This window comes from Flagellimonas taeanensis (assembly GCF_003584105.1).
Lineage (GTDB): Bacteria > Bacteroidota > Bacteroidia > Flavobacteriales > Flavobacteriaceae > Flagellimonas > Flagellimonas taeanensis.
In genome coordinates, this window is the sequence record NZ_QXFO01000025.1 from 51,509 (window position 1) to 76,120 (window position 24,612).

Sequence of the window (24,612 nt, forward strand, 5' to 3'; positions counted from 1 at the left end):
TCTTTTGCTCTTTTATTGGGCAATAGTGGATCAGAATAAATATCTTTGTCCCACAATCAACAATTGAAAGAACATATGGCATACAATCTTTTAAAAGGTAAGAAAGGAATCATTTTTGGAGCATTGGATGAAAATTCCATTGCATGGAAAACAGCGGAACGGGTCCATGAAGAAGGCGGCACGTTTGTACTCACCAACGCACCCATTGCCATGCGTATGGGGCAGATAAAGGAACTGGCCGCAAAGACCAATTCAGAGATCATTCCTGCTGATGCCACCAATGAAGAAGACCTGAAGAACCTCGTGGAGCAATCCATGGACGTTTTGGGCGGCAAACTCGATTTTGTCCTTCATTCCATAGGAATGTCCGTCAACGTAAGAAAGGGGAGGGCCTACACGGACGAGAACTACGATTTTACCGCAAAGGGCTGGGATGTGTCCGCACTATCCTTCCACAAGGTATTGCAGACATTATACAAGGCTGATGCCATGAGCGAGTGGGGCAGCATTGTGGCCCTGACCTATATGGCGGCACAACGGACCTTTCCGGATTACAACGATATGGCTGACAACAAGGCCTATTTGGAATCCGTGGCCAGAAGTTTTGGTTATTTCTTCGGAAAGGAAAAGAAAGTGCGTGTGAACACCATTTCCCAATCTCCGACCCCGACCACGGCCGGGCAAGGTGTGAAAGGTTTCGGTGGGTTCATCAACTATGCCGAGAAAATGTCCCCCTTGGGCAATGCCACGGCCGATGACTGCGCCAACTATACCGTGAGCCTGTTCTCGGACCTCACCAAGAAAGTGACCATGCAGAACCTCTTCCACGACGGTGGGTTCTCCAACACCGGGGTAAGCCAAGAGGTAATCGATGAGTTTAGCAAATAAACAACATAAATAATACAGTGAGCCATCCTTTTAGGGATGGCTTTTCTATTTAACATGAACACCTTTTTCTCCATAGTGGTGCCTGTATACAACAGGCCTGAAGAAATCCGGGAGCTGTTGGAAAGCCTTCGGAAACAGGATTTTAAGGAAGATTTTGAAGTGGTCATCGTTGAGGATGGCTCTTCAGAAAGCTCGGAAAGGGTGGTGGAGGGCTTTCAGGAGAAGCTCCATATTTCCTACTACTATAAACCCAATTCAGGCCCCGGCGATTCCAGGAACTTCGGCATGCAAAAGGCCAAGGGGAATTATTTCATCATTCTGGATTCGGACTGTATCCTTCCCCAACAATACCTCACCGAAGTGGACAAGGAGCTGAAAAGGGAGTTTGTGCACTGTTTTGGCGGTCCGGACGCCGCGGACCAATCGTTTACCACCGTGCAAAAGGCAATCAACTATGTGATGACCTCGTTTTTCACCACTGGGGGAATCCGTGGAGGGAAAAAATCGGTGGGAAAATTCCAGCCCCGTAGCTTTAACATGGGAATTTCCGGTGACGCCTTTGCCAAAGTGGGCGGTTTTGGGCGTATACATCCCGGAGAGGACCCCGACCTCACTTTTCGCATTTGGAAGGCAGGTTTCGATTCGCGATTGTTCTCCAATGCTTTTGTCTACCACAAGAGACGTATCGATTGGGACAAATTTTACATCCAAGTGAACAAATTTGGCATGGTACGCCCCGTTCTCAATAAGTGGCATCCGGGCACCGCAAGGCCTACCTACTGGTTCCCCACGCTGTTTATGGCCGGCCTTTGTCTGTCCTTGATCTTAGCCTTTTTGGGGATGTGGCTCCCCTTGATGCTCTATCTTTTTTATTTTTTGACCTTGTTTCTCGATGCATGGATCAAAAACAGGGATATCAAAGTGGCCTTTTTGGCCCTTTATGCAGCATTGACGCAATTTTATGGGTACGGAGTCGGTTTTCTCAAGTCCACAATCTTGCTTACTTTTAGTAACAGGGAACCAGAGGAACTATTTCCAAAATTGTTTTTCAAGAAAAAGTAGAAAGTGTTCAAGAAGTTGCTGAGCGGGCTCAATCAAAAGAAGGTGAAAGTGTTTTCACTTTTCCTGCTATGCTCTTTTTTGTCTTGGTTTATCAGCAACCTGTCCGAATCGTACGAATCACGGACCGATTTCGTCCTCAACTACAAGAACTTGCCGGACACGCTTTTGTTGGGCAAGGATTCGGAGGATGTGATCCAGGCTAAGATCAGGGCGAGTGGGTTCCAGTTTCTATACCATAACTTTTTCAAGGAACGCATTGATGTGGATGTGTCCCAAACGACATTCCAAAACGGCAAATATGTATTGGCCGGTGAAGAGCTTCGGAAGCAAATGGACCTACAATTGTCCCAAGGCATCTCGTTGATGGATCTGGATAGGAGGGAGCTTATTGTGGATATGTACCGGGTGGCTTCAAAAGAGGTGCCGATCAAAGCGAACCTCCAACTTCAGCTCCAACAAAATTATCTATTGGAAGGAGGAATTCAAATTTCTCCCGACCATATTGTTGTCAAAGGGCCCAACAGGGAAATCGACACCATTGATGAGATCTCGACATCCATGCTACAGCTGAACAATGTTTCCAGTGATTTTTCGAGGGAAGTATCCTTGGTATTGCCCAAGGGGTTGGATAACAGTGTATTTTCTTCAGGCAAGGCCATAGTTTCAGGAAAGGTGGCAAAGTTCTCGGAAAAGGTATTCGAGGTTCCCGTGAAGGTGTTGAACATTCCCGATGGATACCAAGTGCAGACTTTTCCGGACAGGGTAACTGTGGTCTGCAAGGCAACGATAGATCGGTTGAAGGAAATTTCCAAAGCGGACTTCGAAGTGGTGGCGGATTATACCCAATTGAACGGTTCTGAAGGAAGCACCCTGTTCCTGAAAATAACCCAGCACCCCGAAAATGTGTATGATGTAAGGTTGCAGGAATACAATACGGTCAATTTTGTATTGAAACAGTTATGAAAATTGTCGGACTAACGGGAGGAATAGGTAGCGGAAAGAGCACCGTGGCCAAAATGTTCAGGGAACTAGGGGTGCCAGTGTACGATTCCGATTCCGAGGCCAAACAATTGATGGCTTCGTCCTCCAAGGTCAGGAATGCCATAATAAATCTTTTGGGCGAAGCGGCATACCAGAAAAAGGAGTTGAACAGGCCCTTTGTGGCAGAAAAGGTGTTCAAAGATCCAAGATTGCTCCAAAAACTGAATGCCATTGTGCATCCTGCAGTGAGGGAGCATTTCAAGGAATGGGCCAAGGATCAGAATGCCCCGTATGTGGTACAAGAGACCGCTTTGATCTTCGAAAATGGCGCCCAGGACCACTACGACCGCATCATTTTGGTGACCGCACCTCTTGACGTGCGCCTAAAACGAGTGATGGAAAGGGACGGGGTGGGCCCAAAAACCGTATTGGAACGGATGAAAAATCAAATGGACGATGGAGACAAAGTGGATTTGGCCCATTTCTGTATCGAGAACATGGATTTGGAAACCACAAGGAAGCGAGTAGAGGAACTTCACACCAAACTCATGGCATTGGCGACGTAATTTTAACATTTTTGTTAAGGTTAGGTTAAACGGCCAAAGGCCTAAATGTTAAATTTTTAATTTTGGCACAATGAACAAGAAGCTATTCGTTCTTCTGGTCATTCTAATGAGCCTATCCCTTTTGGGGATAATTTTTGTTCAGGTTTATTGGATACGGACATCGATTAACGACAAAGAAGAACAGTTCTCAAGGACGGTCACGGACATACTGGGTAAAGTGGCGGACAGGGTAGAGATGATGGAGATGAAAGAATATTCAGATCGTCTAGCTTCCATGGTGGATAGTATTGGTGAACCAAAGAGCACACAATACAGAAACTTTTTGTTTGTGGATCGCGACTTGAACTCCGATGAGATTCTTTTTTATTCCCACGGAATTCTGGAAGAAGATTATAACGTATCATCTACGTTCTTTGATAACACAACGGGTGAAGACACGACCACCCTCAAAAACTATACGAGCAAGCGTACCAAGGCCGTATTCAAGGAAGAATATGGGCTGGATGGCAAAAGCTTCAATCGGTTGACGCCCATCCAACGAATGGAGAAGATAGGAGGTCTCACCAGTATAGAAAGAGCTGCATGGGAAGATGTTTTCATGGAGTATGCCAAGACAAGACCCATTCACAAGAGGGTGTCCAAGCCAGAACTGGAACTGCTGCTCAGCCAGGAGCTGAACAACCGGAACATCAATATTGATTACGAATATGGGGTGTACAGTCAGGGTTATCCCACGAAGATAAGGTCCAGAAAGTTCAAATTTTCAGGAGCGAAAATATATAAAGCTCCCATTTTTGAGGATAGTGAGGGATATACCAACTTCTCTTTGTTGTTGACCTTTCCCACCATGAAAAAATTCATTTTCAGTTCTATCATGAAAATGGCCCTATTGTCCTTGGTTTTCACCTTGGTGATCATGATTGCCTATACCAGTGCCATCTATCAATTGATAAAGCAAAAAAGGATATCGGAAATCAAGTCGGATTTCATCAACAATATGACCCATGAGTTCAAGACTCCCATTGCCACCATCAATTTGGCCGTGGAGGCCATAAGAAACCCCAAGTCCATCGAGGACAAGGAAAAAGTATTGAGGTATTTGGGGATGATCAGGGACGAGAATAAACGGATGCATGCCCAAGTGGAAAACGTATTGAGGATCTCGAAATTGGAGAAGAACCAATTGGACATCAACAAGGATAGGGTGGACATGCACGACATCATTGGTGACGCCATTGCCCATGTGGAGTTGATAGTACAGGATAGAGGAGGCTACGTGAACGCCCATCTCGATGCTGAAAGGTCAGATGTGTTGGCAAACGATATGCACATGACGAATGTGATCGTGAACATTTTGGACAATGCGGTGAAATACTCACCCGAGACCCCAAAAATCGATGTGTTCACAGAAGTGGTGAAGAACAACATCATTATAAAAGTACAGGACCAAGGAGCAGGCATGAGCAAGGCCGTACTGAAAAAAGTGTTCGAAAAATTCTATCGGGAACATACCGGTGACATACATAATGTAAAAGGCCATGGATTGGGATTGGCCTATGTAAAACGAATTATTGAAGATCATCAAGGCGAAGTTTATGCGGAGAGCGAAAAAGGCAAAGGAAGCACGTTCTTTATAAAACTCCCCTTGATCTAAAAACAAACTATGGAAACAGAAAAAAAGAAGATACTATTGGTGGAGGACGATCCGAATTTTGGAATTGTCCTAAAGGATTATTTGAACATGAACGACTTTGATGTGGTTCTGGCCAAGAACGGGATGGAAGGTTTTGAAAAGTTCAAAAAGGACAATTATGACGTCTGTATCTTGGACGTGATGATGCCTTACAAGGATGGCTTTACCCTGGCAAGGGAAATCCGTGAGAAGAACGAGAACGTTCCCATCATTTTCCTCACCGCCAAGACCATGAAAGAAGATGTGCTGAAAGGTTATAAGGCAGGTGCCGACGATTATTTGAACAAGCCCTTTGATTCCGAAGTGTTGTTGATGAAACTCAAAGCGATACTTCAAAGAAAAGCATCCAGCACCTTGGCAGATAGTAAGCAATTTGAGTTCCAGATTGGGAATTTCCACCTGAACTCAAAACTACGCTTCCTGAAATACAAAGAAGAGGAGCCCATCAAATTATCGCCTAAGGAAAACGAGCTTTTGCGTTTGTTGGCGCTCCATGAAAACGACCTGATGCCCCGTGAATTGGCACTGACCAAAATCTGGAGGGACGACAACTACTTCACCTCGAGGAGCATGGACGTTTACATTGCCAAGTTGAGAAAATATCTCAAACGTGACGACATGGTCGAGATCTTGAACATCCACGGGGAAGGTTTCCGTTTGGTGGTCAAGGCCGAAAACCAGTAAGAAATGGATCAAAGAATACAAAGCCACCCTTAAAGGGTGGTTTTTTTTATTGGGAGAGGTGGGCAGATATCCCTATTGTTTGAGTTCTTTGACGATTTCCCCAACAATTTTGGAGGGTTCGTCCTCAACAGAATAGGTAAGTGCCTTCAAGGGAGGTTCCAAGGTGTCAAACTGTGATTGCAAGAGTTCCAAGGGCATGAAATGGCCTTTTCTGTTTTCCAACCTGGATTTGATGAGATCAAAAGAGCCATTTAAGTAAATGAACCGGATATTGCTCCCCAAGCCGGCCCTCAAAAGACCTCTGTAATTTTTCTTTAGGGCCGAACAGGCAATCACGGCACCCGATTTTTTGTGCTCCAGGGCCAATTGGTTCAACCGGATGAGCCAACCTTTACGATCATTATCATCCAAAGGAGAGCCTGTCTTCATTTTTTTGATATTTTCTTCGGGATGGTAGTCGTCCCCGTCAAAAAAAGGATATCCCATTTTTTCGGAAAGCAATTTCCCAACAGTCGTTTTTCCGGTACCGCTTACCCCCATAACGACCAATACCTTATTGTTTTTAAGCATGGGTCATGGTTTTGAGTCGGTTGGTTATTTGTTCAAGCATTTTCTTGGGTTCAGTGTCGTGTTCCACCCAGAATATGTCCTCATTTTTTCGGAGCCAGGTCAACTGTCTTTTGGCAAAGCGTCTAGTGTTTTTCTTGATTTCCGAAACAGCGAATTCCAGGGAACAATGCCCGTCAATATATTCAAAAAGTTCTTTGTAGCCAACTGTTTGCAGTGCATTCAATGCTTTGTGGGCATGTAGCCTGTTGGCCTCTTCGAGCAAGCCGGACTCCATCATCAGATCGACCCGTGCATTGATCCGTTCATAAACGACACTTCTTGGAGCTTCTAGACCGATATAAAGCGTTTTGAATGGTCTCTCGGGTCTATCGTGGCCCAAGAATGAGGAATAGGGCTTATTGGCGGCTATACAGACCTCTAGCGCCCTGATCAGTCGGTGGGGGTTGTCCAGGTCCACCACCTTGTAATACTCGGCGTCCCGATGCTTTAATTCGTTCTGGAGGGATTCCAGACCTTCCTGATGCAGTCTTTGGTCCAAGGAAGCACGGATCTTGGGATCCACTTCCGGAAATTCGTCCAAACCGTTTACCACGGCATCCATATAGAGCCCACTACCGCCGACCATGACCACAATGTCATGTCTTTGGAACAGGGTCTCCAATAATTCCATGGCCTCGCGTTCAAAATCGCCCACGGAGTATGGTTCAAAAATACTCTTGTGTTGGATAAAATGATGGTTCGCTTCGTTGAGTTCCATTGGTGATGGCACAGCTGTGCCTATTTCCATCTCCCTAAAGAATTGACGGGAATCGGCAGAAACTATTTCCGTTTCAAAATGTTTGGCCAAGAGTATGCCAAGTGAGGTTTTTCCAATGGCTGTAGGCCCGACCACTGCTAACAGGATTTTTTGGTTCATAATAGATGTCCGCAATTATAACAATGGGTGGCATCATCCCTATGGCCTTCAGCTGAGCAATTGGGGCAGGCCTGCGTATTCACATGGACCATGTTGGAACCTTCTTTTCCTTTCTCACCGTTCCTGGAAAATTCGGCGGTGACAATCCCTGTGGGAACCGCAATGATCCCATACCCCAAGATCATGATCACTGTGGCCAGGAACTGCCCTAAAGGGGTTTGGGGAGCAATATCGCCATAACCCACCGTGGTGAGGGTAACAATGGTCCAGTAAATGCTTCGGGGAATGCTGGTAAATCCAGCCTCATCGCCCTCAACAAGATACATTAAGGTGCCTAAAATGACGGAAAGGATCAAAACCACATAAATGAACACGGCAATTTTGGTCCGACTTGCCTTGAGGGCAGATTGCAATTGGGATGCCTCGCCAATAAACTTTACCAATTTCAATATCCGAAAGACCCGCAACAGCCTAAAGGCACGTACCGCCAGAAGCACTTGCGAACCGGCCAAAATATAGGATAGGTACAGCGGAATGGTGGAAAGAAAGTCTATGATGCCATAAAAACTGAAGACGTACTTCCATGGTTTCTTGATGCTGATGAGACGGGCAATGTATTCCAGGGAGAAAAATATCGTGATGCACCACTCCAGGGTCAGTAGCAATCTGTGGTGGTTTTGGTCTACCTCCTCGATGCTTTCCAACATAACCAGGATCACACTGAGAATGATCAAAAAGAACAGTATGATGTCAAACAGTTTTCCCGCAGGGGTATCCGCTTCATAGATGATTTCGTGAAGTTTGCTCTTCCATCCGCTATGTGGTCTGTATGCTTTCAAGGTTTAGGGTTCAACACAATGGTTTTTGGAGCATTGTTCTTTCTCAAAAAGGATTGGATGATGAAGGTGACGTTCTCATCACCGGACATCGGTGTCATAATCGATTCCAAGATAGGAATATTATTGATCTGATAATTGAGTTCCACATGCCCATAACCTTGAACCACACCTGATTTGATCAAAATAAAACTACGTTCACCGGTTTCGCGTCCCCGGTCCAAAATGACCATATCCTTGGCATAGGTACTGTATTTTTCCATGACGGATAGGGTCTTGGCGTTGCATTCTTCCACCGTATCCTTGTCATGTGCCCCCTGATTTTTATCCCCTTCGATGGAGCAGGGGCAAAGCTCAAATTCCGAGCGAACCTTCTCCAGGAAGCTTTTGGCCGAAACCAATCCATTGAACCCCATTTTATCGATCCTCAAGGATTTACTCTTCTCAATTTTCAGGGTAATGTATCCTGAATCGTTCTGCTCAGGTCCGATAATGTGCGAGAAAAGCTTTTTCCTGGGATTGTTGTTGTATTTGGGCTTGTTCTTGAACGTTTCGAGATATTCTTTCAAAACGGCCAACAATTCACTGCCCGTGGTCTCATAAGCTACTTTCTTAGTGTCTTTTTGCAGTTTTCTGGCCAGACTCCCCACATTGGTAAAGTGTTGGTTGACCCTTTTTTTGATATTCTTTGTCTTCCCGATAAAAATGAGATCTCCATCCTTGTCATACATGTAATACACCCCGGTTTCTGACGGGAGGTTCAGGACAATGTCCAACTGGTTGGGCGAGAGTTCCCCGTGGGTCTCTTCGCGCATGACCTCTGTGATGATCTTTTTGTCCGTATCCTTGCTGAGGAGCAACTTGAACAGTTTTAAAGTGGCCAGCGCATCTCCATTGGCCCGGTGACGGTCGCTAGTGGCGATTCCGAGCGAACGGGCCAGTTTGCCCAAACTGTGCGATTCGGCTTCCGGGATCAATTGTTTGGAAAGGTCCACGGTACAGAGCGTCTTTCGTTGGTAATCATACCCAAGACGTCGATACTCGGTCCGGAGGATCCTGTAGTCGAATTGGGCATTGTGCGCCACAATGACGGCCCCTTCGGTAATTTCCACGATCCGTTTGGCCACCTCATGGAATTTGGGAGCAGAACGGAGCATAGCATTGTTGATACCGGTCAACTTGGAGACAAAGGGCTGGATTTCCCTTTCTGGATTGATCAGGCAAATGAACTGGTCCACTATTTGATGCCCATCAAAACGATATATGGCAATTTCCATGATGCCCTCTTCATTGTATTTTCCTCCCGTGCTTTCAATATCGAGTATGGCGTACATGAAAATCCTTGAATTTTATGAATAGTTTCTTGACCCAAATATACTACTTCCAATGCGCACCATCGTGCTGCCCTCTTCAATGGCGATGGTATAGTCACCACTCATGCCCATGGAAAGGATGGAAATACCGGGCAGTTTTTTTCGTAATCCATCAAAGGTGGATTTCAGTTGTGCAAATTCCTTTCGGATCTGGGCCTCATCCGAAGTAAAGGTGGCCATGCCCATCAACCCTACGATTTCCACATTTTTCATGGACTTGAAGTCATCGGAATGCAGCAGTTCTTCCAATTCCGAAGCATCCAACCCAAATTTGGTATCCTCTTCGGCAATGTGCATTTGGAGCAAACAGGAAATCGTACGATCGTGTTTTTCGGCCTGTTTGTCAATTTCCTTCAGCAATTTCAGGCTATCCACCCCGTGGATCAGCGACACAAACTCGGCCATATACTTGACCTTGTTTCGCTGTAGGTGGCCGATCATGTGCCATTCAATGTCCTTGGGCAGTTCTTCCCATTTTTGGACCATCTCCTGCACCTTGTTTTCCCCAAATACCCGCTGCCCAGCTTCATAGGCTTCCAAAATATCCCCGTTGGGCTTGGTCTTGGAAACAGCGACCAAGGTGACCCCCTCGGGCAATTCGGATTTGATGTTAAGGAGATTATCTTTTATCGACATAGTTTACAGTTCATAAATGGCAAGCCCACTGCGGAGCTTTGGTTCAATATACGTGCTTTTTGGGGGCATTACCAAACCGGCATCTGCAATCGCCTTGATTTCTTCAATGGTCGTAGGTACTAGACTGAACCCTACGGCAAAATTGCCCTTGTCCACACCTTCCTTCATCCGGATGAGGTTGTCTTTTCCGCATCCATACGAGATCCGCTCATCGTTGCGGAGGTCACTGATGCCCAAAACAGGCTCCAAAATGGTCTTGAAAAGGATTTGGGTGTCTAATTGGCTCAGCGCATCCGAAAAGGGGTATTGGGTCTTCCGAAGATGCAGGGAATAGAAGGTTCCTGCCAAATACATGCTGAATTCATGCTTTTGCTTTGGCCTGCACAGCCCATCATCCCGTTTCTCGATTCGGAAATGTTTATCCAGTTGGATCAGGAACTCCTCCTTGGCATAGCCGTTCAGGTCTTTGACCATGCGGTTGAACTCATAGATCCTGATCTGGGATTCGGGAATAAGGTAGGCCATGAAATAGTTGTAAGGCTCCATTCCCGTGTGGGATTCGTTCTCGGTTTCCCTTAGTTCCGCCAAAAGGTTGGAAGAGGCACTGCGATGGTGTCCGTCGGCAATGTAAAGGGAGTCCATCTGTTCGAAGGCTCTTTCCAATTTTTCAATGCCCTCTGGATAGGAAATCCGCCAAAGTTTATGGTTCACGCGATCTGTGGTGGTGAAATCGTACTCGGGTTCCCGCTGTATTTTTCGTTGAAAAATCGCATTGATCAGCTCATTGTCGGGATAGGTCATCAACACGGGCTCCGCATTGAACCCGACAGTGTGAAGGTAATCTGCAAAAAGTGCCTCACGCTGTTGGATGGTATCCTCGTGTTTTTTGATGGTGCCATTGCGGTAATCGGCAACACTGCAGGCGCAGAAAAACCCCAGGCTCTTGAAATCCCCTTTTTCAATTTGATACAGATAAAAGCCCGCTTCCCCATCTTTTTGAAAGATATGCTCCTCCAAAAACTCCAAATAACGGTTACGGACCAAATGAAAGCGCTCCTTTCCCGTGATGTTCTTTTCAAACTTGAACCCGGGATTGATGATGTGCAGGAATGAAAAGGGATTGTGCTGTAGCACCGCATGCAGTTCCTCAGGGCCATATTCCTCGTAGGAACGCGAGGCCACAAAAAATGCTTTATCCTTGGTGGGTCGGATGGCCTTGAACGGTCTTATGGTCGCCATGTAGTCTATTTGAATTGGGACGATACCTTTTCCGCTTTTTTGGATTCGGAATAATCGTAAAATCCTTCCCCGGATTTTACCCCAAGTTTTCCTGCCATGACCATGTTTGCCAATAAGGGGCAGGGGGCATATTTTGGGTTTTTGAAACCTTCATACATCACATTCAAAATGGAAAGGCATACATCCAACCCAATAAAGTCCGCCAATTGTAACGGCCCCATCGGGTGGGCCATGCCCAATTTCATCACGGTGTCGATTTCTTCAACCCCGGCAACGCCGTTATATAGCGTCTCAATGGACTCGTTGATCATCGGCATCAAGATGCGGTTGGCCACAAATCCTGGATAATCGTTGACCTCGGTGGGTGTCTTTCCCAACTTTTTGGACAGCTCCATGATGGTCTGGGTCACCTCGTCCGAAGTGCTGTACCCGCGTATGATTTCCACCAGTTTCATAATGGGCACGGGGTTCATGAAGTGCATGCCAATGACCTTTTCGGGTCGCTTGGTGACCGCGGCTATTTGGGTTATGGAAATGGAGGACGTATTCGTGGCCAAAATGGTCCCTGCTTTGCAGGTTTGGTCCAAATCCTTGAAAATCTTCAGTTTGATGTCGAGGTTTTCCGTAGCGGCCTCGATGACCAATTGTACCTCGGAAACACCTTCTTCCAAAGCAGTGAAAGTGGTGATGTTGGAAAGGGTCTCCTCTTTTTTGGCCTCATCAATGGCCTCTTTGGCCAGCATACGATCCAAATTTTTGGAAATGGTGGACAATCCTCTGTCCAATGATGCTTGCGAAATATCGATCAGGTTAACTTTAAATCCGTTTTGTGCAAAAACGTGGGCGATTCCATTGCCCATGGTCCCTGCACCGATCACTGCTATTTTTTCCATTGTTGTTGTAGTTATCGCGTTGTCAGTTTAGTCATCTAGAACCGTCACCCTGAGCGCAGTCGAAGGGGTAGTTGAAGGACGGGACAACAACTTATTGTTTTTTGAACGATTCGATGATCTGTAGGGCCACTTTCAGGGCCTTAGTGCCTTGTTCCAAGCTCACGACCGGTGTGGTATCGTTGCGAATGGCATTGGCAAAGGTTTCCAGTTCGTCCAAAATGGCATTGTTCACATCGATTTCGGGGTTTTCAAAATAGATCTGTTTTTTCTCCCCTTCGGCATTTTGCAATATCATGTCAAAATCACCGGGCTGTTCGGGAGCATCTTTCATTTTTACCACTTCTACCTTTTTCTCCAGAAAATCAACCGAAATATAGGCGTCCTTTTGGAAAAAGCGCGATTTCCGCATGTTCTTCAAGGAGATACGGCTAGAGGTAAGGTTGGCCACACAGCCATTTTCAAATTCGATACGGGCATTGGCAATGTCCGGTGAATTGCTGATGACGGAAACCCCACTGGCGTTTATTTGTTTCACTTCGGAAGGTACAACACTGAGGATCACGTCGATATCGTGTATCATCAAATCCAAAACTACAGGCACATCGGTACCTCTGGGGTTGAATTCCGCCAAACGGTGCGTCTCGATGAACATGGGGTTCTGAATGTTGTCCTTCACCGCCAAAAAGGCCGGATTGAAACGTTCCACATGTCCCACTTGCCCCTTTACCTTGTGTTTTTCAGAAAGTTGGAGCAGTTCTTGGGCCTCTTCCAAAGTATTGGTGATGGGTTTTTCAATAAAAATGTGCTTTCCCTTGCCAATGGCCTTTTTGGCGCATTCGTAATGGGATAGTGTGGGGGTCACGATGTCCACCACATCCACGGCGTCCATCAGGTTGTTGATATTTTCGAAATGGGTGTAGCCAAATTCGGCAGCCACTTTTTTTGCGTTGATCTCGTCGGGATCGTAGAAGCCCACAAGCTCATATTTTTCGGACTGGTTCAACAGTCTGAGGTGGATCTTACCCAAATGTCCCGCGCCGAGGACACCAACTTTAAGCATAATACCTGTTTTTGTCAAAAATAAGGATATGATACCACTCTTCCGCAAAAAATAGGTCCGAACTGACGGTAAAGTATTGGGGAACTTTTTAAATTCGTGGACCAGACCAAAGACGATGAAGGATACGCTCAAGCATAGGGGCATGCGCAACAAATTGGCAGAACTATTGGAAGCCAAGGGAATAACGGACAAAAAAGTGTTGAACGCCATAAAGACCATACCACGACATTTGTTCCTTGATAGTGGTTTTGAGGACCATGCCTATCAAGACAAGGCCTTTCCCATTGGGGCGGACCAGACCATTTCCCAGCCGTATACCGTGGCTTTTCAGAGCGAGTTGCTCCAAGTGAAGCCCAATGACAAGGTGTTGGAAATAGGGACGGGGAGCGGCTACCAAACGGCGGTTCTGTTGGATTTGAAGGCCAAGGTATATACCATTGAACGTCAACAGGAACTCTTTAAAAAAACCAAACTGTTTTTTACCAAAATGGGCTATCGACCTAAAAAAATGATTTTTGGGGATGGTTACAAAGGTCTGCCCGAAGAAGCCCCGTTCGATAGTATCATTGTAACGGCCGGTGCTCCCGAGGTGCCCAAACCCTTGATGTCACAGCTCAAAGTTGGAGGCAGGTTAGTGATTCCTGTAGGGGTGGATGAGCAGGTCATGACCCTTTTTGTGCGAAAGTCCGAAAAGGAGTTCCAGAAGCAGGAATTGGGGGCCTTTAGGTTCGTGCCCTTGCTCGAGGACAAGAATTGATTTTTAAGTTCAAGGACAAAAAAATAGAGAAGGGAACAAAGAGAAAAGAATCAAGAGACAAGAACCCAATTGCCAGTAACTGACTTCCGACTTCGGACTTCTGACATCAAACTCCAAACAATTAAGTAACCGATCAGTCGTTGAAACTTTTTTTCACGCGATCTAAACTGCGTTTGCTGTCCCGGTCCTTTATGGTCTCCCGTTTGTCGTAGAGTTTTTTTCCTTTGGCAAGTGCTATGTTCACTTTGGCGAGTCCCCGATCATTGATGAAAAGATTGAGGGGGATGATGGTGAGTCCCGTGGTGGTGACCTCTTTTCGCAGTTTTTTCAGTTCCCTTTTGTTGAGGAGCAATTTGCGTTCGGCCTTGGGCTTGTGGTTGTAGTAGCTGCCATGGCTGTATTCGTCCACCTGCATGTTCACCACAAAAAGTTCTCCCTTGTCATTGAACTCGCAAAAGCTCTGCGACAGGTTGGCCTTTCCCAACCGTATGGATTTTATCTCGGTGCCTCCCAAAACAATACCCGAGGTATACGTATCTAGGATCTCAAAATCAAACCGGGCCCTTTTGTTCTTTATGTTGATGTTTTTCTGCATTGTGCGCAAAAATATAAACTCTTGGCCAAGAAAATTGTAATGTTGCATTAGATTTTACGATTATACACCAAACCTGTTCCATGAAAAGAATTTTTCTCCCTCTCCTTGTATTGCTATTCCTTGCGTGCAAAGAAATCCCCAAAGAAGACCTAACCGCCCAAGAGATTGTGGATAAGTCGATTACGGACAGTGGTGGGGAGCACTACAATGATCATAACACCTCTTTTCTGTTCAGGGATAAGGAATATGTGTCCAGGAATGAAAATGGGAAGCGGGTGTTCGAACGGATTTCCCGATTGGATTCCATGACCATCACCGATGTGAAAATAGAAAATGATTTTGAAAGGTATATGAACGATTCCTTGGTGGCCGTGCCCGATTCCATGGCTGTCAGATATGCCAATTCCATCAACTCCGTACATTATTTTGTGCGCTTGCCCTTCGGTTTGAACGATGGGGCCGTGAACAAGGAATTGCTAGGGAAGGAAACCATCGGTGAGAAAGAGTACTATAAAATAAAGGTGACCTTTGACAAACAAGGTGGTGGTGATGACTTTGAAGATGTTTATTTGTATTGGTTTGACATTGAAAGTTTTAAACCTGATTACTTGGCCTATGACTTTCATGTGGATGGAGGCGGACAACGATTCAGGAAGGCCTACAACGAACGCTACGTGGGCGGTATCCGTTTTGTGGATTATGAAAATTATAAGCCCAAGACTAAAGACTCCAATATTTTGGAAATAGGAAAGCTATATGACGAAGGGGAATTGGAACTTTTGTCCAAAATTGAAATAACGGACATCGAAGTGCGGAACGATTAATCCATTTTCAAACGGATGTCGGTCGGGACACCGTCAATGATCCGGACAATGAACAGGCTGCCATTGTCGCTGTCATCCATATCTTCATATTTTTCCAGATCGATCATGCGGTTCACGAAAGTGGGTATGGTGTTGCTGTGGCCCACGACCAGCACATTTTTCCCTTCATTCATGAATTTGAACTCCTCAATGTCCACGGCATTGGGGTCGTAATATTTCACATCGATGTTTTTCTTGACCGATGTAGGGGCGGCCGTCATGGAAGTCCGTTCGTAATTGGTGGAGTAGATCACATCCAAGGGAATGGGGTCAAACACCTCTGCCCATCTGATGGCCCTGTTGAGACCGTCCTGGTTCAGCTCCGGATCAGGGTTTTCGGGGTCGGTCCTGTCCTTTTCGGCATGTCGGATAAAATAGAAAGTGGATATGATCGGGTCTTCTGCAATTTTCGTATCTTTTTTGCAGCTGATACTTCCAACGATTAAAATTGCAAGGGCAATTAGAGGTTTGATGGTTCGCATAGTTCTGATCTAAATGGTTCCCCGAGGTTTTTTGTTAATTTGATTTAAAAGTAACGTTTAATTTTCATTTTATCGTATGCACAGGATTTTCGTTTGCACGCTGTGGGCAATGGTTTTGACGATGACGAGGGGTCAGGAACGACAATTGCCCACCGATTTGAGGCAGCATACCCTTGTGCAGTTCGGTTCAAGCCTCATGAATGCCTCCTATGCTCCCGATTGGAACCGGCCCAATTCCCTTTCCGTCTGGACCCGATGGCAATGGCAGGACATTGATGGGGACCCCACTACCATTTTTGCCAATTATACCCATCAAATCAATGCTAGGTCCACTGCTGGCCTTGGCTTCTTGCAGCACAATACAGGTATTTTCCTTTTTACGGGTGGAAATGCCAATTACACCCATACATTTCATTTGGACGATGAAGTCCAGTTGCTGGCAGGGGTGAATGTCTTTGCCTTTCAGCAAACTGTGGCCGATGAACGCTTTGGCCAAGACGGGGAGGTAGATCCGGCCATTTTGGAAAGTTTTGAAGGTTTTCGGATGGCATTTTCACCGGGATTCCGGTTGTTGGTCAACCGGTTCAGTTTGGGATTGGCCTTTGAGAATGCGGTGGGCTTTTATCTTTCAGGGGAAGGGGAAACGGAGAATTTCCAGACCATCATGGGGACTTTGGGGCACGATTTTCCCGTGACCTTGTCCAGTGGTTTGGGCGACAGTTTTGTGCGTCCCATGATTTATGTGAAGTCGGTGCCCGAAGGAGATACCCAATTTGGACTGAACGGCCTTCTGTCCACCTCCAAGTTCTGGCTGCAGGGGGGCTACAATAGTTTTTACGGAGTTTCGGGAGGATTGGGAATTACCTTGGCCAATACGTTTTCCATTGGCGGACTTATGGAATTTGGAATGGATTCATCCTTGGAAGAGGAGGACCCTACCATTGAGATCATTGCTTTTTATCGCTTTGGAAAGCCGGATGGGCGTAAAAAAGTGGTGGGCTTTGATGTGGAAAAGGAAGAGGCTTTGGAGCAGGAGCGATTGAAGAGGCAAGAAGAGGCTGAACTTGCACTACAAAGGGAAGCTACATTTCAGCAAGAAAGGGATTCATTGACCCGGGCCAGACAACTGGCCGAACAATTGCGCGAACAGCAAAAAAAGGACAGTATCGCCCAAGTATTGGTACAACGGCAGCAGGACAGTCTGACAAGGCTCAGAAACCAGAACGTTGAACTGCGGCCCAACGAAAAATATGAGGAGGTGCAAGGTGAAGAAGGGCTGGAACCAGGTTTTTATTTGATAGCCAATGTGTATGGTACCCAAAAGTATTTTGATAACTTCATGAAGACCCTTCGGACCAAGGGATTGGAACCCAAATCCTTTTATCGAAAAGCCAATAAGTACAATTATGTGTATTTGGAGCGGTACGATACGATGGACGAAGCGCGGTCGGTAAGGGATAGTAAGTTCCATGGGAAATACCCCGATAAAATCTGGATTTTCAGGGTAAGAGGGAATTGAAAAACTATTTCTTGATTTCCTTACGAACCAAATGTTCCAGATAGGTAAGCGTATTGATGAGATATTTGCGGTCGCGGGTAATGGTGCTCATCGCAACGGCACCTTGGATCATGGTGAACAGCTGTTTGGCAAACTGTAAGGGGGGAACGGGAAGGTACAATTCATTCTGTTTGGCCCCATTTTCCAACACTAGGGCTATTTTCCCTTCAATGTCCTTGACGGTTTCCTTTACCGCAGCGGCCAACAGGGTGTTATTGCCTTGGGCGTCAATCCCAACGTTCAGAATGGGGCATCCACCCATCGGAAGGGTGAACACGTCGTAATGCTTGTAGAAATTGATAAGGGAAAACAATTTTCCAAGGGAGTCTTCCTCGGCGTCCAATGATTCATCTATGGCGCTTAGCAATTGGTTTCGGTTGTATTCGAAAGCAGAGAGGGCAAGTGCTTCCTTGTTCTCAAAATTGCCATAAATGGCACCTTTGGTGAGACCTGTGGCCTCGGTGAGGTCGCTCATGCTGGTTCCAATATATCCGTGTTTGTTAAAGATGGGGGCGACCGTCTCAATGATATAGGCGGTGGTGCGTTCTGCTTTTTTGGACATGGTGGTATAGGTTGGTTCGGGTGAAACGAAGATATAAAAAAACAATACTGTTTGGTATTATAGCGACTGAAAAGCCATTATTTTAACAGTGTTGGGACGTTTTCCATGCTCCAAAATAGATTGATGGGGATTTTGAGGACGATGTGTCCATCACCCCCAGACCCTTCTCAAGAAATTGAGGTAATTCTGGCTGGTGATGTTTTCGATATCGGATGTCGTATATCCTCTTTTGGACAGTAGTTCGGGGATTTTTTGCAGATCGCCGATGGTGTCCAGGTCATAAGGTCCCTGCTCTGTTCCAAAGCCACCGTCCAAATCGGTGCCAATACCTACGTGATTCGTATTCCCGGCCAACTGGCAGATGTGGTCAATATTGTCTACCATAATTTCTAAAGTGACCCCCATACCTTTTGGGTCGGATTTCCCCCGGACCCAATTAGGAACCATCATCCAGGCATCCAGCACCATCCCGATGACGGCTTCTCTTTGGATCAATTCCTTGAGTTGTTCATCCGTAAACTGTCGGTTGTGGTCCACAAACTTTCGACAAAGGCTATGGCTGGCCCAGACCGGCCCATTGTAGGCAGTCATGGTTTCCCAAAAACTCATATCACACAAATGCGTGGCATCCAAGATGAGGTTGAGTTCCTCTATTTTTTTTAAGAGTTCCCTTCCCTTTGCCCCGATACCTCCAACGGAATCCGTGCCATGCGCATAGATTCCGGGACCATAATGTGCAGGACCGATGGCCCTCAGACCGGCTTCATACGACCTTTCCAAATAGCCCATATCCACAATGGAATCGGCGCCTTCCAGGCTCAAAATGTATCCTATGGGTTTATGTTCCTTTTCGCTTTGCCAAAGTTGTAAGTGATTGTCCAAACCCTGTAAATCTGTGATCTGGACCATTTCGCCTTCATTTTCCATGGCTTTGTACCATGCCAACTGTCCTTGGGTCTGTGCCCAAGCTTGGTGTTGGGAATGCCAACCGGGAAGTGGGTTGCTTTTCTTGACGTAGCGGGCAATCTGTGTGGCCACGCAAAGACCTATATTTCCTTCCCGCATGGCAGGGAAGGAAACCGTATTGTTGCCCCGATCGGGTTTGTCTGTCATTCCCTTTTCCCGTTCCCGTATTTCAGAAACTGGCAGCCTGAGGTCGCGGTTCCACTCCATGGCGTTCATGGAGAGGTCCAAGTGCGCATCAAATATGAGCATAGGTGCTATGGATGAAGTTCGAACATGGCCTCGACCTCCACGGGAATATTGCCGGGAAGCATCATCCCGACGGCACTCCGTACGCCAATACCGTTTTCTTTTCCAAAAACATCGGCCATCAACTCACTGAATCCGTTGACGACATAGGGTTGTTTCCCAAAATCTGGAGTGGAGTTGACCATCCCCAGCACTTTTACGACCCTTTTGATGCGGTCCAAGCTTCCAAAATGGGTGATGATGGTGGATAACATCGTCAATCCCACCTGTCTGGCCGCGAACTTGGCCTGGTCGGCATCCAGGTCGTCCCCGGCGCGGCCTATCAGTAAGGAACCATCGAGCTTGACGGGACCTTGACCCGATACGTATAAAAAATTATCGACGACCAAGATGGGTCTATATACCCCGGCGGGTGGTGGGGCAGGTGGGAGCTGAAGATTCAGTTCCTCAACTCGTTTAGAAGGTGTGCTGTTCATATGTTTAGATGATTGTATTTAAAATTAGGACCCCGATAAGTCCCATAATGCCGACCAAGGTCTCCATAACGGTCCAAGTGGACAAGGTTTCCTTTACCGAAAGGTTGAAATATTCCTTGAACATCCAGAAACCGGTGTCGTTGACATGGGAAAGCATCAAGCTACCAGAGCCTATCGCAAGAACCATCAGTTCGGGGCTTGTGCCAGTGCCAGAGGCCAAAGGGAGCACGATTCCAGCGGCGGTCAAACCCGCAACGGTGGCCGATCCTACACTTACCCGAATGGCCGTAGCAATCACCCAAGCCAGGACCAAGGGAGATATGCTGGAACCTTTTAAACTGTCAGCAATATAATCGCTCACATGGCTGTCGATCAATACCTCCTTCAATGCCCCTGCGCCTGCAATGATCAATAAGATCATGGTGATGCTGGACACCGATGCCGAAATGGAATCCATGATGGTGGACATTGACTTGCCCTTGGACAATCCCAAAGTGTAAATGGCGAGCAACACGGAAATCAATAATGCAATCACAGGATTTCCTATGAACATGAGCACCTCCCTGAGCTTGCCTTCTTCCAGAAATTGTTCCGAGGCAATGGCGATACCAATTAGCAAGATTGGTGACAAAGCGGTCAAGATACTGGTAAAGGTCGATGGTAGTTCTTCCTTTGGGATGATATTGGGGTTGTAGAATTCCTTTAAGGGTTTGGCCTCCACTTTTTTGATGGTACGGGCGAAGAGGGGACCGGCCACAATAATGGCGGGAACTGCAATGACTAGCCCATACAGCAATGTTTTTCCAATATCCGCATTGAACATGGCTGCAATGGCTGTGGGTGCAGGGTGGGGAGGGAGGTACCCGTGAGTCACCGAAAGCGAGGTGAGCATAGGTAGCCCCACGTAGAGCAAGGGCAGTCCCGTTGAAATGGCAACGGTAAATACCAAAGGTATCAGGATTACAAAACCGACCGAATAGAACATGGGAATGCCCACAATGAAACCTGTGACCACCATGGCCCACTGAACATGTTTTATACCAAATTTGGCCACCAGTTGGGTGGTGATCTGTTGGGCGGCCCCACTATCGGCAACCAGTTTGCCCAGCATGGCACCAAGCCCCAATATCAATACCAAAAAGCCCAAAGTGTTCCCGATGCCCCGTTGGATGGATGATACCAGATTTCCCAGTTCCATTCCTTGAAAAACCCCTACAAAAAGGCATACAATGATAAAGGAAAGGAATGCATTGAGCTTGAATTTGGCAATCAACAGAAAGAGCAATAGGATGCCCAGAACGGCTATGAGGAGTGGCATATTTAGGAAATGTATTTGAGCTAAAATAAGGATTTAAATGAAATACAATGCGATTGTTATCGATTTCAAACCAGATGTCCGGAAAATATGTGGAAAATAAAAGAGGCTGTCTAAAAAGGGATTAAATTGTCATTTTGAGCGCAGTCGAAAAATCTTTATTATCTCAATATCTAATAGTTGAATTAGTAGAAGATTCTTCATTTCATTCAGAATGACACTTTTTAGACAGCCTTATGTTCTGCAAATGATGATGGAAAATTATTTCACCAGCTCATTTTGGTTTCGGAACACCAATTGATCGTCAAAACTGTCCAAGAGTACAATGCTGTCGGCCGTGATTTTTCCGGAGAGCAGTTCCTTGGAAAGGTTGTTCAACACCTCTTTCTGGATCAATCGCTTTACGGGCCTTGCGCCATATTGGGGGTCGAACCCTTTTTTTGCCAGATAATCGATGGCTTCCTCGGTCGCATCCAGTGTAATGTGCTGTTTGGACAACATTTTCTTCAGACCGTCCAATTGCAGCCCCACAATATCCTTGATATCCGATTTATTCAAAGGTGCGAACATGATGATGTCGTCTATTCGGTTCAAGAATTCTGGGCGAATGCTTTGTTTCAACAGTCCCATCACTTCAATTCTCGCAGCTTCCGAAGCACTTTCGATATCCACGGCATTCTCAAACTTCTCTTGGATGATGTGACTGCCCATATTACTCGTCATGATGATGATGGAGTTCTTGAAATCCGCCACCCGACCTTTGTTGTCGGTCAGTCTACCTTCGTCTAAAACCTGTAGCAGGATGTTGAAAGTATCTGGGTGCGCCTTTTCGATCTCATCCAACAAGATCACGGAATAGGGTTTTCTTCGCACGGCCTCGGTCAACTGACCTCCTTCGTCATAGCCCACATACCCTGGAGGTGCGCCTACTAGACGGCTCACGGAGTGGCGTTCTTGGTATTCGCTCATATCTATCCGCGTCATGGCATTCTCATCATCGAATAGATAGGCAGCGAGCGTTTTGGCCAATTCGGTCTTACCGACCCCGGTAGTTCCCAAGAAAAGGAAGGAACCAATGGGCTTTTTGGAATCCTGTAATCCGGCCCTGCTTCTTCGTATGGCATCCGAAACGGCAATGATGGCCTCGTCTTGGCCCACTACGCGCTTGTGGAGCACATCTTCCAGTTTCAGGAGTTTTTCACGCTCGCTCTGCATCATCTTGGTCACGGGGATGCCTGTCCATTTGGCCACTACCTCGGCAATGTCCTCATAGGTGACCTCTTCCTTGATCAAGGTTCCAGCGGTCTGTTGGCTTGCAAGTTCATCCTGAAGTTTTTCCAGTTTCTCTTGGGCTTCCTTGATCTTGCCATATCGCAGCTCGGCGACCTTTCCATAGTCCCCGTTCCGCTCGGCACGCTCCGCCTCCAATTTATAGTTTTCAATGTCTTCTTTGGTCTTTTGGATGTTGTCCACCACTGTTTTTTCACTTTCCCACTTGGCAAAGATCTCGTTGCGATCTTCTTTGAGGTTGGCCAGATCCAGGTTCAAGGTCTGCAATTTGGCCTTGTCGTTTTCCCTTTTGATGGCTTCAATCTCAATTTCCAACTGCATGATCTTTCGGTCCAGTACATCCAATTCTTCGGGTTTGGAGTTGATTTCCATACGAAGTTTGGATGCCGCCTCGTCCATAAGGTCGATGGCCTTATCAGGCAAGAAACGGTTGGTGATGTACCGTTGGGACAGTTCCACAGCACCGATCACGGCCTCATCTTTGATCCGGACTTTGTGATGACTCTCGTATTTTTCCTTGATACCCCTAAGTATGGAGATGGCGCTCTCGGTATCGGGCTCGTCCACCATCACTTTTTGGAACCTACGCTCCAAGGCCTTGTCCTTTTCAAAATATTTTTGGTACTCGTCCAAAGTGGTGGCCCCGATGGCGCGGAGTTCGCCTCTTGCCAAGGCGGGTTTCAGGATGTTGGCTGCGTCCATGGCGCCCTGTCCACCCCCGGCACCCACCAAGGTATGGATCTCGTCAATGAAGAGCACAATATTCCCATCGGATGAGGTAACTTCCTTGATCACGGCCTTCAATCGCTCCTCAAACTCACCTTTGTACTTGGCCCCGGCGATCAATGCACCCATATCCAAGGAATAAATAATCTTGTCCTTCAAGTTTTCGGGGACATCACCCTGTACAATACGGTGGGCCAAGCCTTCGGCAATGGCGGTCTTACCCACGCCGGGCTCACCGACCAACATGGGGTTGTTCTTGGTCCTTCGGGAGAGTATCTGCAAAACCCTTCGGATTTCCTCATCACGACCGATTACTGGGTCCAATTTTCCACTGTCCGCAAGCCGATTGAGGTTATTTGCATATTTATCCAAGGAGTTGTAAGTCTCCTCGGCACTTTGCGAGGTCACTTTACCGCCCTTGCGCAATTCCTGGATGGAGGCTGTCAAATCTTTTTCGGTGACGCCTTGGTCCTTTAGGATCTGTGCTATTTTGCTCTTCGATTTAAAGATGGCCAGCAAAAGGTGCTCAATGGAAACAAACTCGTCGCCCATGTTCTTGGCCACAATACTGGCTTCGTTCACGGTTTTTCCTGCCTCTCTGGAAAGCATGATCTCCCCACCGGATACTTTGGCGAAGCTCTGGAGCTCCTTGTCCAGGATTTGGTTGAGCAGGTTCACGTTCACGTTCAGTTTCTTCAAAATGAAGGGAAGTACGTTTTCGTCCACTTCCGCAATGGCTTTGAAGAGGTGTTCGTTCTCAATTTGTTGATGTCCTAATTCTTGGGCCAATTGCTGGGCCCGTTGAATGGCTTCCTGTGATTTTATCGTAAAATTATTAAAGTTCATAGTGTTGTTTTTTTCTGGTATGTCAACAATCCTACCATGGTCGGGCTACCGTCAAAATGTCTTAAAATTTCAAAAAGAACGAGACATTTCGTCAGTTGTAAGGTTTTGCATCCATCCCGACTTATCTCGTAAATTTGCTACATGGGAATATTTGACAGTGTCTTCGGAAAGAAGCAACAAACCGAAACTCAAGATACGAAAATACCGTGGATTTTTTTGGAGTCCATGGAACAATTGGATACCATTGAAACTGGTTCCAAGGAACGGCCACAGGTCATCTTCAAGCATTCATCCACATGTGGCATCAGTAGCATGGTGCTGAAGATGTTCAACGGCTCTTATGATCCCATTTTGGATTGTGATCTCTATTTTTTGACCATCCAAGCACACAGGGACCTGTCCAATGCGATCGCAGACAAGTTTGGGGTAAGGCATGAGTCGCCCCAATTGCTGATCCTGAAAAATGGGAAAGTGTCTTTTCACACCTCCCATGGTGCCATTGCAGATTTGGATCTGAAGGATTATCTATAAAA

General features: G+C 46.5%; 25 protein-coding genes. 10 read left to right on the plus strand and 15 right to left on the minus strand.

All coding sequences use genetic code 11. From position 1 onward, the window contains the following. The first annotated feature begins 75 nt into the window (after positions 1 to 75). From D2V93_RS13725 to D2V93_RS13750, 6 genes are all read left to right on the plus strand, one after another. Positions 76 to 888, plus strand: coding sequence for an enoyl-ACP reductase FabI (locus D2V93_RS13725; protein WP_119619792.1), 813 nt, complete (start codon positions 76 to 78; stop codon positions 886 to 888). A gap of 54 nt (positions 889 to 942) precedes the next feature. Then, positions 943 to 1,950, plus strand: coding sequence for a glycosyltransferase family 2 protein (locus tag D2V93_RS13730; RefSeq protein ID WP_119619793.1), 1,008 nt, complete (start codon positions 943 to 945; stop codon positions 1,948 to 1,950). A gap of 3 nt (positions 1,951 to 1,953) precedes the next feature. Then, entirely contained in the window at positions 1,954 to 2,913 is a 960-nt protein-coding gene (locus tag D2V93_RS13735; RefSeq protein WP_072882619.1) for a CdaR family protein, read from the plus strand. Beyond that, positions 2,910 to 3,497: a dephospho-CoA kinase gene (gene coaE / locus D2V93_RS13740; RefSeq protein ID WP_119619794.1), complete on the plus strand. Its 588-nt coding sequence runs from the start codon at positions 2,910 to 2,912 to the stop codon at positions 3,495 to 3,497. Before D2V93_RS13735 ends, coaE begins: the two co-directional genes overlap by 4 nt. A 70-nt stretch (positions 3,498 to 3,567) precedes the next feature. Beyond that, positions 3,568 to 5,151 carry a sensor histidine kinase gene (locus D2V93_RS13745; RefSeq protein WP_119619795.1) on the plus strand — a complete coding sequence of 528 codons (1,584 nt, stop codon included), beginning with the start codon at positions 3,568 to 3,570 and terminating at the stop codon, positions 5,149 to 5,151. Positions 5,152 to 5,160: 9 nt separating this feature from the next. Continuing rightward, positions 5,161 to 5,874, plus strand: coding sequence for a response regulator transcription factor (locus D2V93_RS13750; protein ID WP_072882624.1), 714 nt, complete (start codon positions 5,161 to 5,163; stop codon positions 5,872 to 5,874). 72 nt (positions 5,875 to 5,946) lie between these two features. Here the strand turns inward: D2V93_RS13750 and D2V93_RS13755 are convergent, their stop codons facing one another. The 8 genes from D2V93_RS13755 to D2V93_RS13790 form a co-directional block, all read right to left on the minus strand. Further along, positions 5,947 to 6,444: a gluconokinase gene (locus D2V93_RS13755; RefSeq protein WP_119619796.1), complete on the minus strand. Its 498-nt coding sequence runs from the start codon at positions 6,442 to 6,444 to the stop codon at positions 5,947 to 5,949. Continuing rightward, entirely contained in the window at positions 6,437 to 7,360 is a 924-nt protein-coding gene (gene miaA / locus D2V93_RS13760; protein WP_119619797.1) for a tRNA (adenosine(37)-N6)-dimethylallyltransferase MiaA, read from the minus strand. The genes D2V93_RS13755 and miaA overlap by 8 nt, the downstream gene beginning before the upstream one ends. Continuing rightward, complete coding sequence (locus tag D2V93_RS13765; protein ID WP_119619798.1) at positions 7,357 to 8,199, minus strand: ion transporter; 843 nt, start codon at positions 8,197 to 8,199, stop codon at positions 7,357 to 7,359. The genes miaA and D2V93_RS13765 overlap by 4 nt, the downstream gene beginning before the upstream one ends. Beyond that, positions 8,196 to 9,530 (minus strand): exonuclease domain-containing protein, encoded by a 1,335-nt coding sequence (locus tag D2V93_RS13770; protein ID WP_072882632.1) that lies wholly within the window; start codon positions 9,528 to 9,530, stop codon positions 8,196 to 8,198. Before D2V93_RS13770 ends, D2V93_RS13765 begins: the two co-directional genes overlap by 4 nt. A gap of 15 nt (positions 9,531 to 9,545) precedes the next feature. Next, the gene (locus D2V93_RS13775; protein ID WP_119619799.1) at positions 9,546 to 10,205 is read right to left on the minus strand and encodes a YggS family pyridoxal phosphate-dependent enzyme; all 660 of its coding nucleotides are present in this window, start codon (positions 10,203 to 10,205) and stop codon (positions 9,546 to 9,548) included. A gap of 3 nt (positions 10,206 to 10,208) precedes the next feature. After that, positions 10,209 to 11,444, minus strand: coding sequence for a DUF1015 domain-containing protein (locus D2V93_RS13780; RefSeq protein WP_119619800.1), 1,236 nt, complete (start codon positions 11,442 to 11,444; stop codon positions 10,209 to 10,211). Between the two features lie 5 nt (positions 11,445 to 11,449). After that, a complete protein-coding gene (locus D2V93_RS13785; protein ID WP_119619801.1) occupies positions 11,450 to 12,337 on the minus strand; it encodes a 3-hydroxyacyl-CoA dehydrogenase family protein in 888 nt (295 codons plus the stop codon). 91 nt (positions 12,338 to 12,428) lie between these two features. Continuing rightward, on the minus strand, positions 12,429 to 13,397 hold the full coding sequence (locus tag D2V93_RS13790) for a Gfo/Idh/MocA family protein (protein ID WP_119619802.1): 969 nt from the start codon (positions 13,395 to 13,397) through the stop codon (positions 12,429 to 12,431). 115 nt (positions 13,398 to 13,512) lie between these two features. Here D2V93_RS13790 and D2V93_RS13795 point away from each other — a divergent pair, with 115 nt between their 5' ends. Then, entirely contained in the window at positions 13,513 to 14,154 is a 642-nt protein-coding gene (locus D2V93_RS13795) for a protein-L-isoaspartate(D-aspartate) O-methyltransferase (protein ID WP_119619803.1), read from the plus strand. Between the two features lie 133 nt (positions 14,155 to 14,287). Here the strand turns inward: D2V93_RS13795 and smpB are convergent, their stop codons facing one another. After that, positions 14,288 to 14,749 (minus strand): SsrA-binding protein SmpB, encoded by a 462-nt coding sequence (gene smpB / locus D2V93_RS13800; RefSeq protein WP_119619804.1) that lies wholly within the window; start codon positions 14,747 to 14,749, stop codon positions 14,288 to 14,290. A gap of 80 nt (positions 14,750 to 14,829) precedes the next feature. Between smpB and D2V93_RS13805 the strand changes: the two genes are divergently transcribed. Then, positions 14,830 to 15,573, plus strand: a complete 744-nt coding sequence (locus D2V93_RS13805; RefSeq protein WP_119619805.1) for a DUF6503 family protein — start codon at positions 14,830 to 14,832, stop codon at positions 15,571 to 15,573. Here the strand turns inward: D2V93_RS13805 and D2V93_RS13810 are convergent. Then, entirely contained in the window at positions 15,570 to 16,094 is a 525-nt protein-coding gene (locus tag D2V93_RS13810; protein WP_119619806.1) for a SixA phosphatase family protein, read from the minus strand. The genes D2V93_RS13805 and D2V93_RS13810 overlap by 4 nt on opposite strands. Before the next feature lie 121 nt (positions 16,095 to 16,215). Here D2V93_RS13810 and D2V93_RS13815 point away from each other — a divergent pair, with 121 nt between their 5' ends. Then, entirely contained in the window at positions 16,216 to 17,613 is a 1,398-nt protein-coding gene (locus tag D2V93_RS13815) for a PorP/SprF family type IX secretion system membrane protein (RefSeq protein WP_182849993.1), read from the plus strand. Positions 17,614 to 17,617: 4 nt separating this feature from the next. On the opposite strand, the gene D2V93_RS13820 is transcribed toward D2V93_RS13815, so the two are convergent. The 5 genes from D2V93_RS13820 to clpB form a co-directional block, all read right to left on the minus strand. After that, positions 17,618 to 18,214 carry a TetR/AcrR family transcriptional regulator gene (locus D2V93_RS13820; protein ID WP_119619833.1) on the minus strand — a complete coding sequence of 199 codons (597 nt, stop codon included), beginning with the start codon at positions 18,212 to 18,214 and terminating at the stop codon, positions 17,618 to 17,620. Between the two features lie 150 nt (positions 18,215 to 18,364). Further along, positions 18,365 to 19,429 (minus strand): dipeptidase, encoded by a 1,065-nt coding sequence (locus D2V93_RS13825; protein WP_119619808.1) that lies wholly within the window; start codon positions 19,427 to 19,429, stop codon positions 18,365 to 18,367. 5 nt (positions 19,430 to 19,434) lie between these two features. Beyond that, a complete protein-coding gene (locus D2V93_RS13830; RefSeq protein ID WP_119619809.1) occupies positions 19,435 to 19,902 on the minus strand; it encodes a RidA family protein in 468 nt (155 codons plus the stop codon). 4 nt (positions 19,903 to 19,906) lie between these two features. Further along, on the minus strand, positions 19,907 to 21,220 hold the full coding sequence (locus D2V93_RS13835; RefSeq protein WP_072882651.1) for a gluconate:H+ symporter: 1,314 nt from the start codon (positions 21,218 to 21,220) through the stop codon (positions 19,907 to 19,909). A 258-nt stretch (positions 21,221 to 21,478) separates the two neighbouring features. Further along, positions 21,479 to 24,079, minus strand: coding sequence for an ATP-dependent chaperone ClpB (clpB, locus tag D2V93_RS13840; RefSeq protein WP_072882652.1), 2,601 nt, complete (start codon positions 24,077 to 24,079; stop codon positions 21,479 to 21,481). 141 nt (positions 24,080 to 24,220) lie between these two features. On the opposite strand from clpB, the gene ytxJ reads away from it, so the two are divergent. Beyond that, positions 24,221 to 24,610, plus strand: coding sequence for a bacillithiol system redox-active protein YtxJ (gene ytxJ / locus D2V93_RS13845; protein WP_119619810.1), 390 nt, complete (start codon positions 24,221 to 24,223; stop codon positions 24,608 to 24,610). Positions 24,611 to 24,612: the final 2 nt, after the last annotated feature.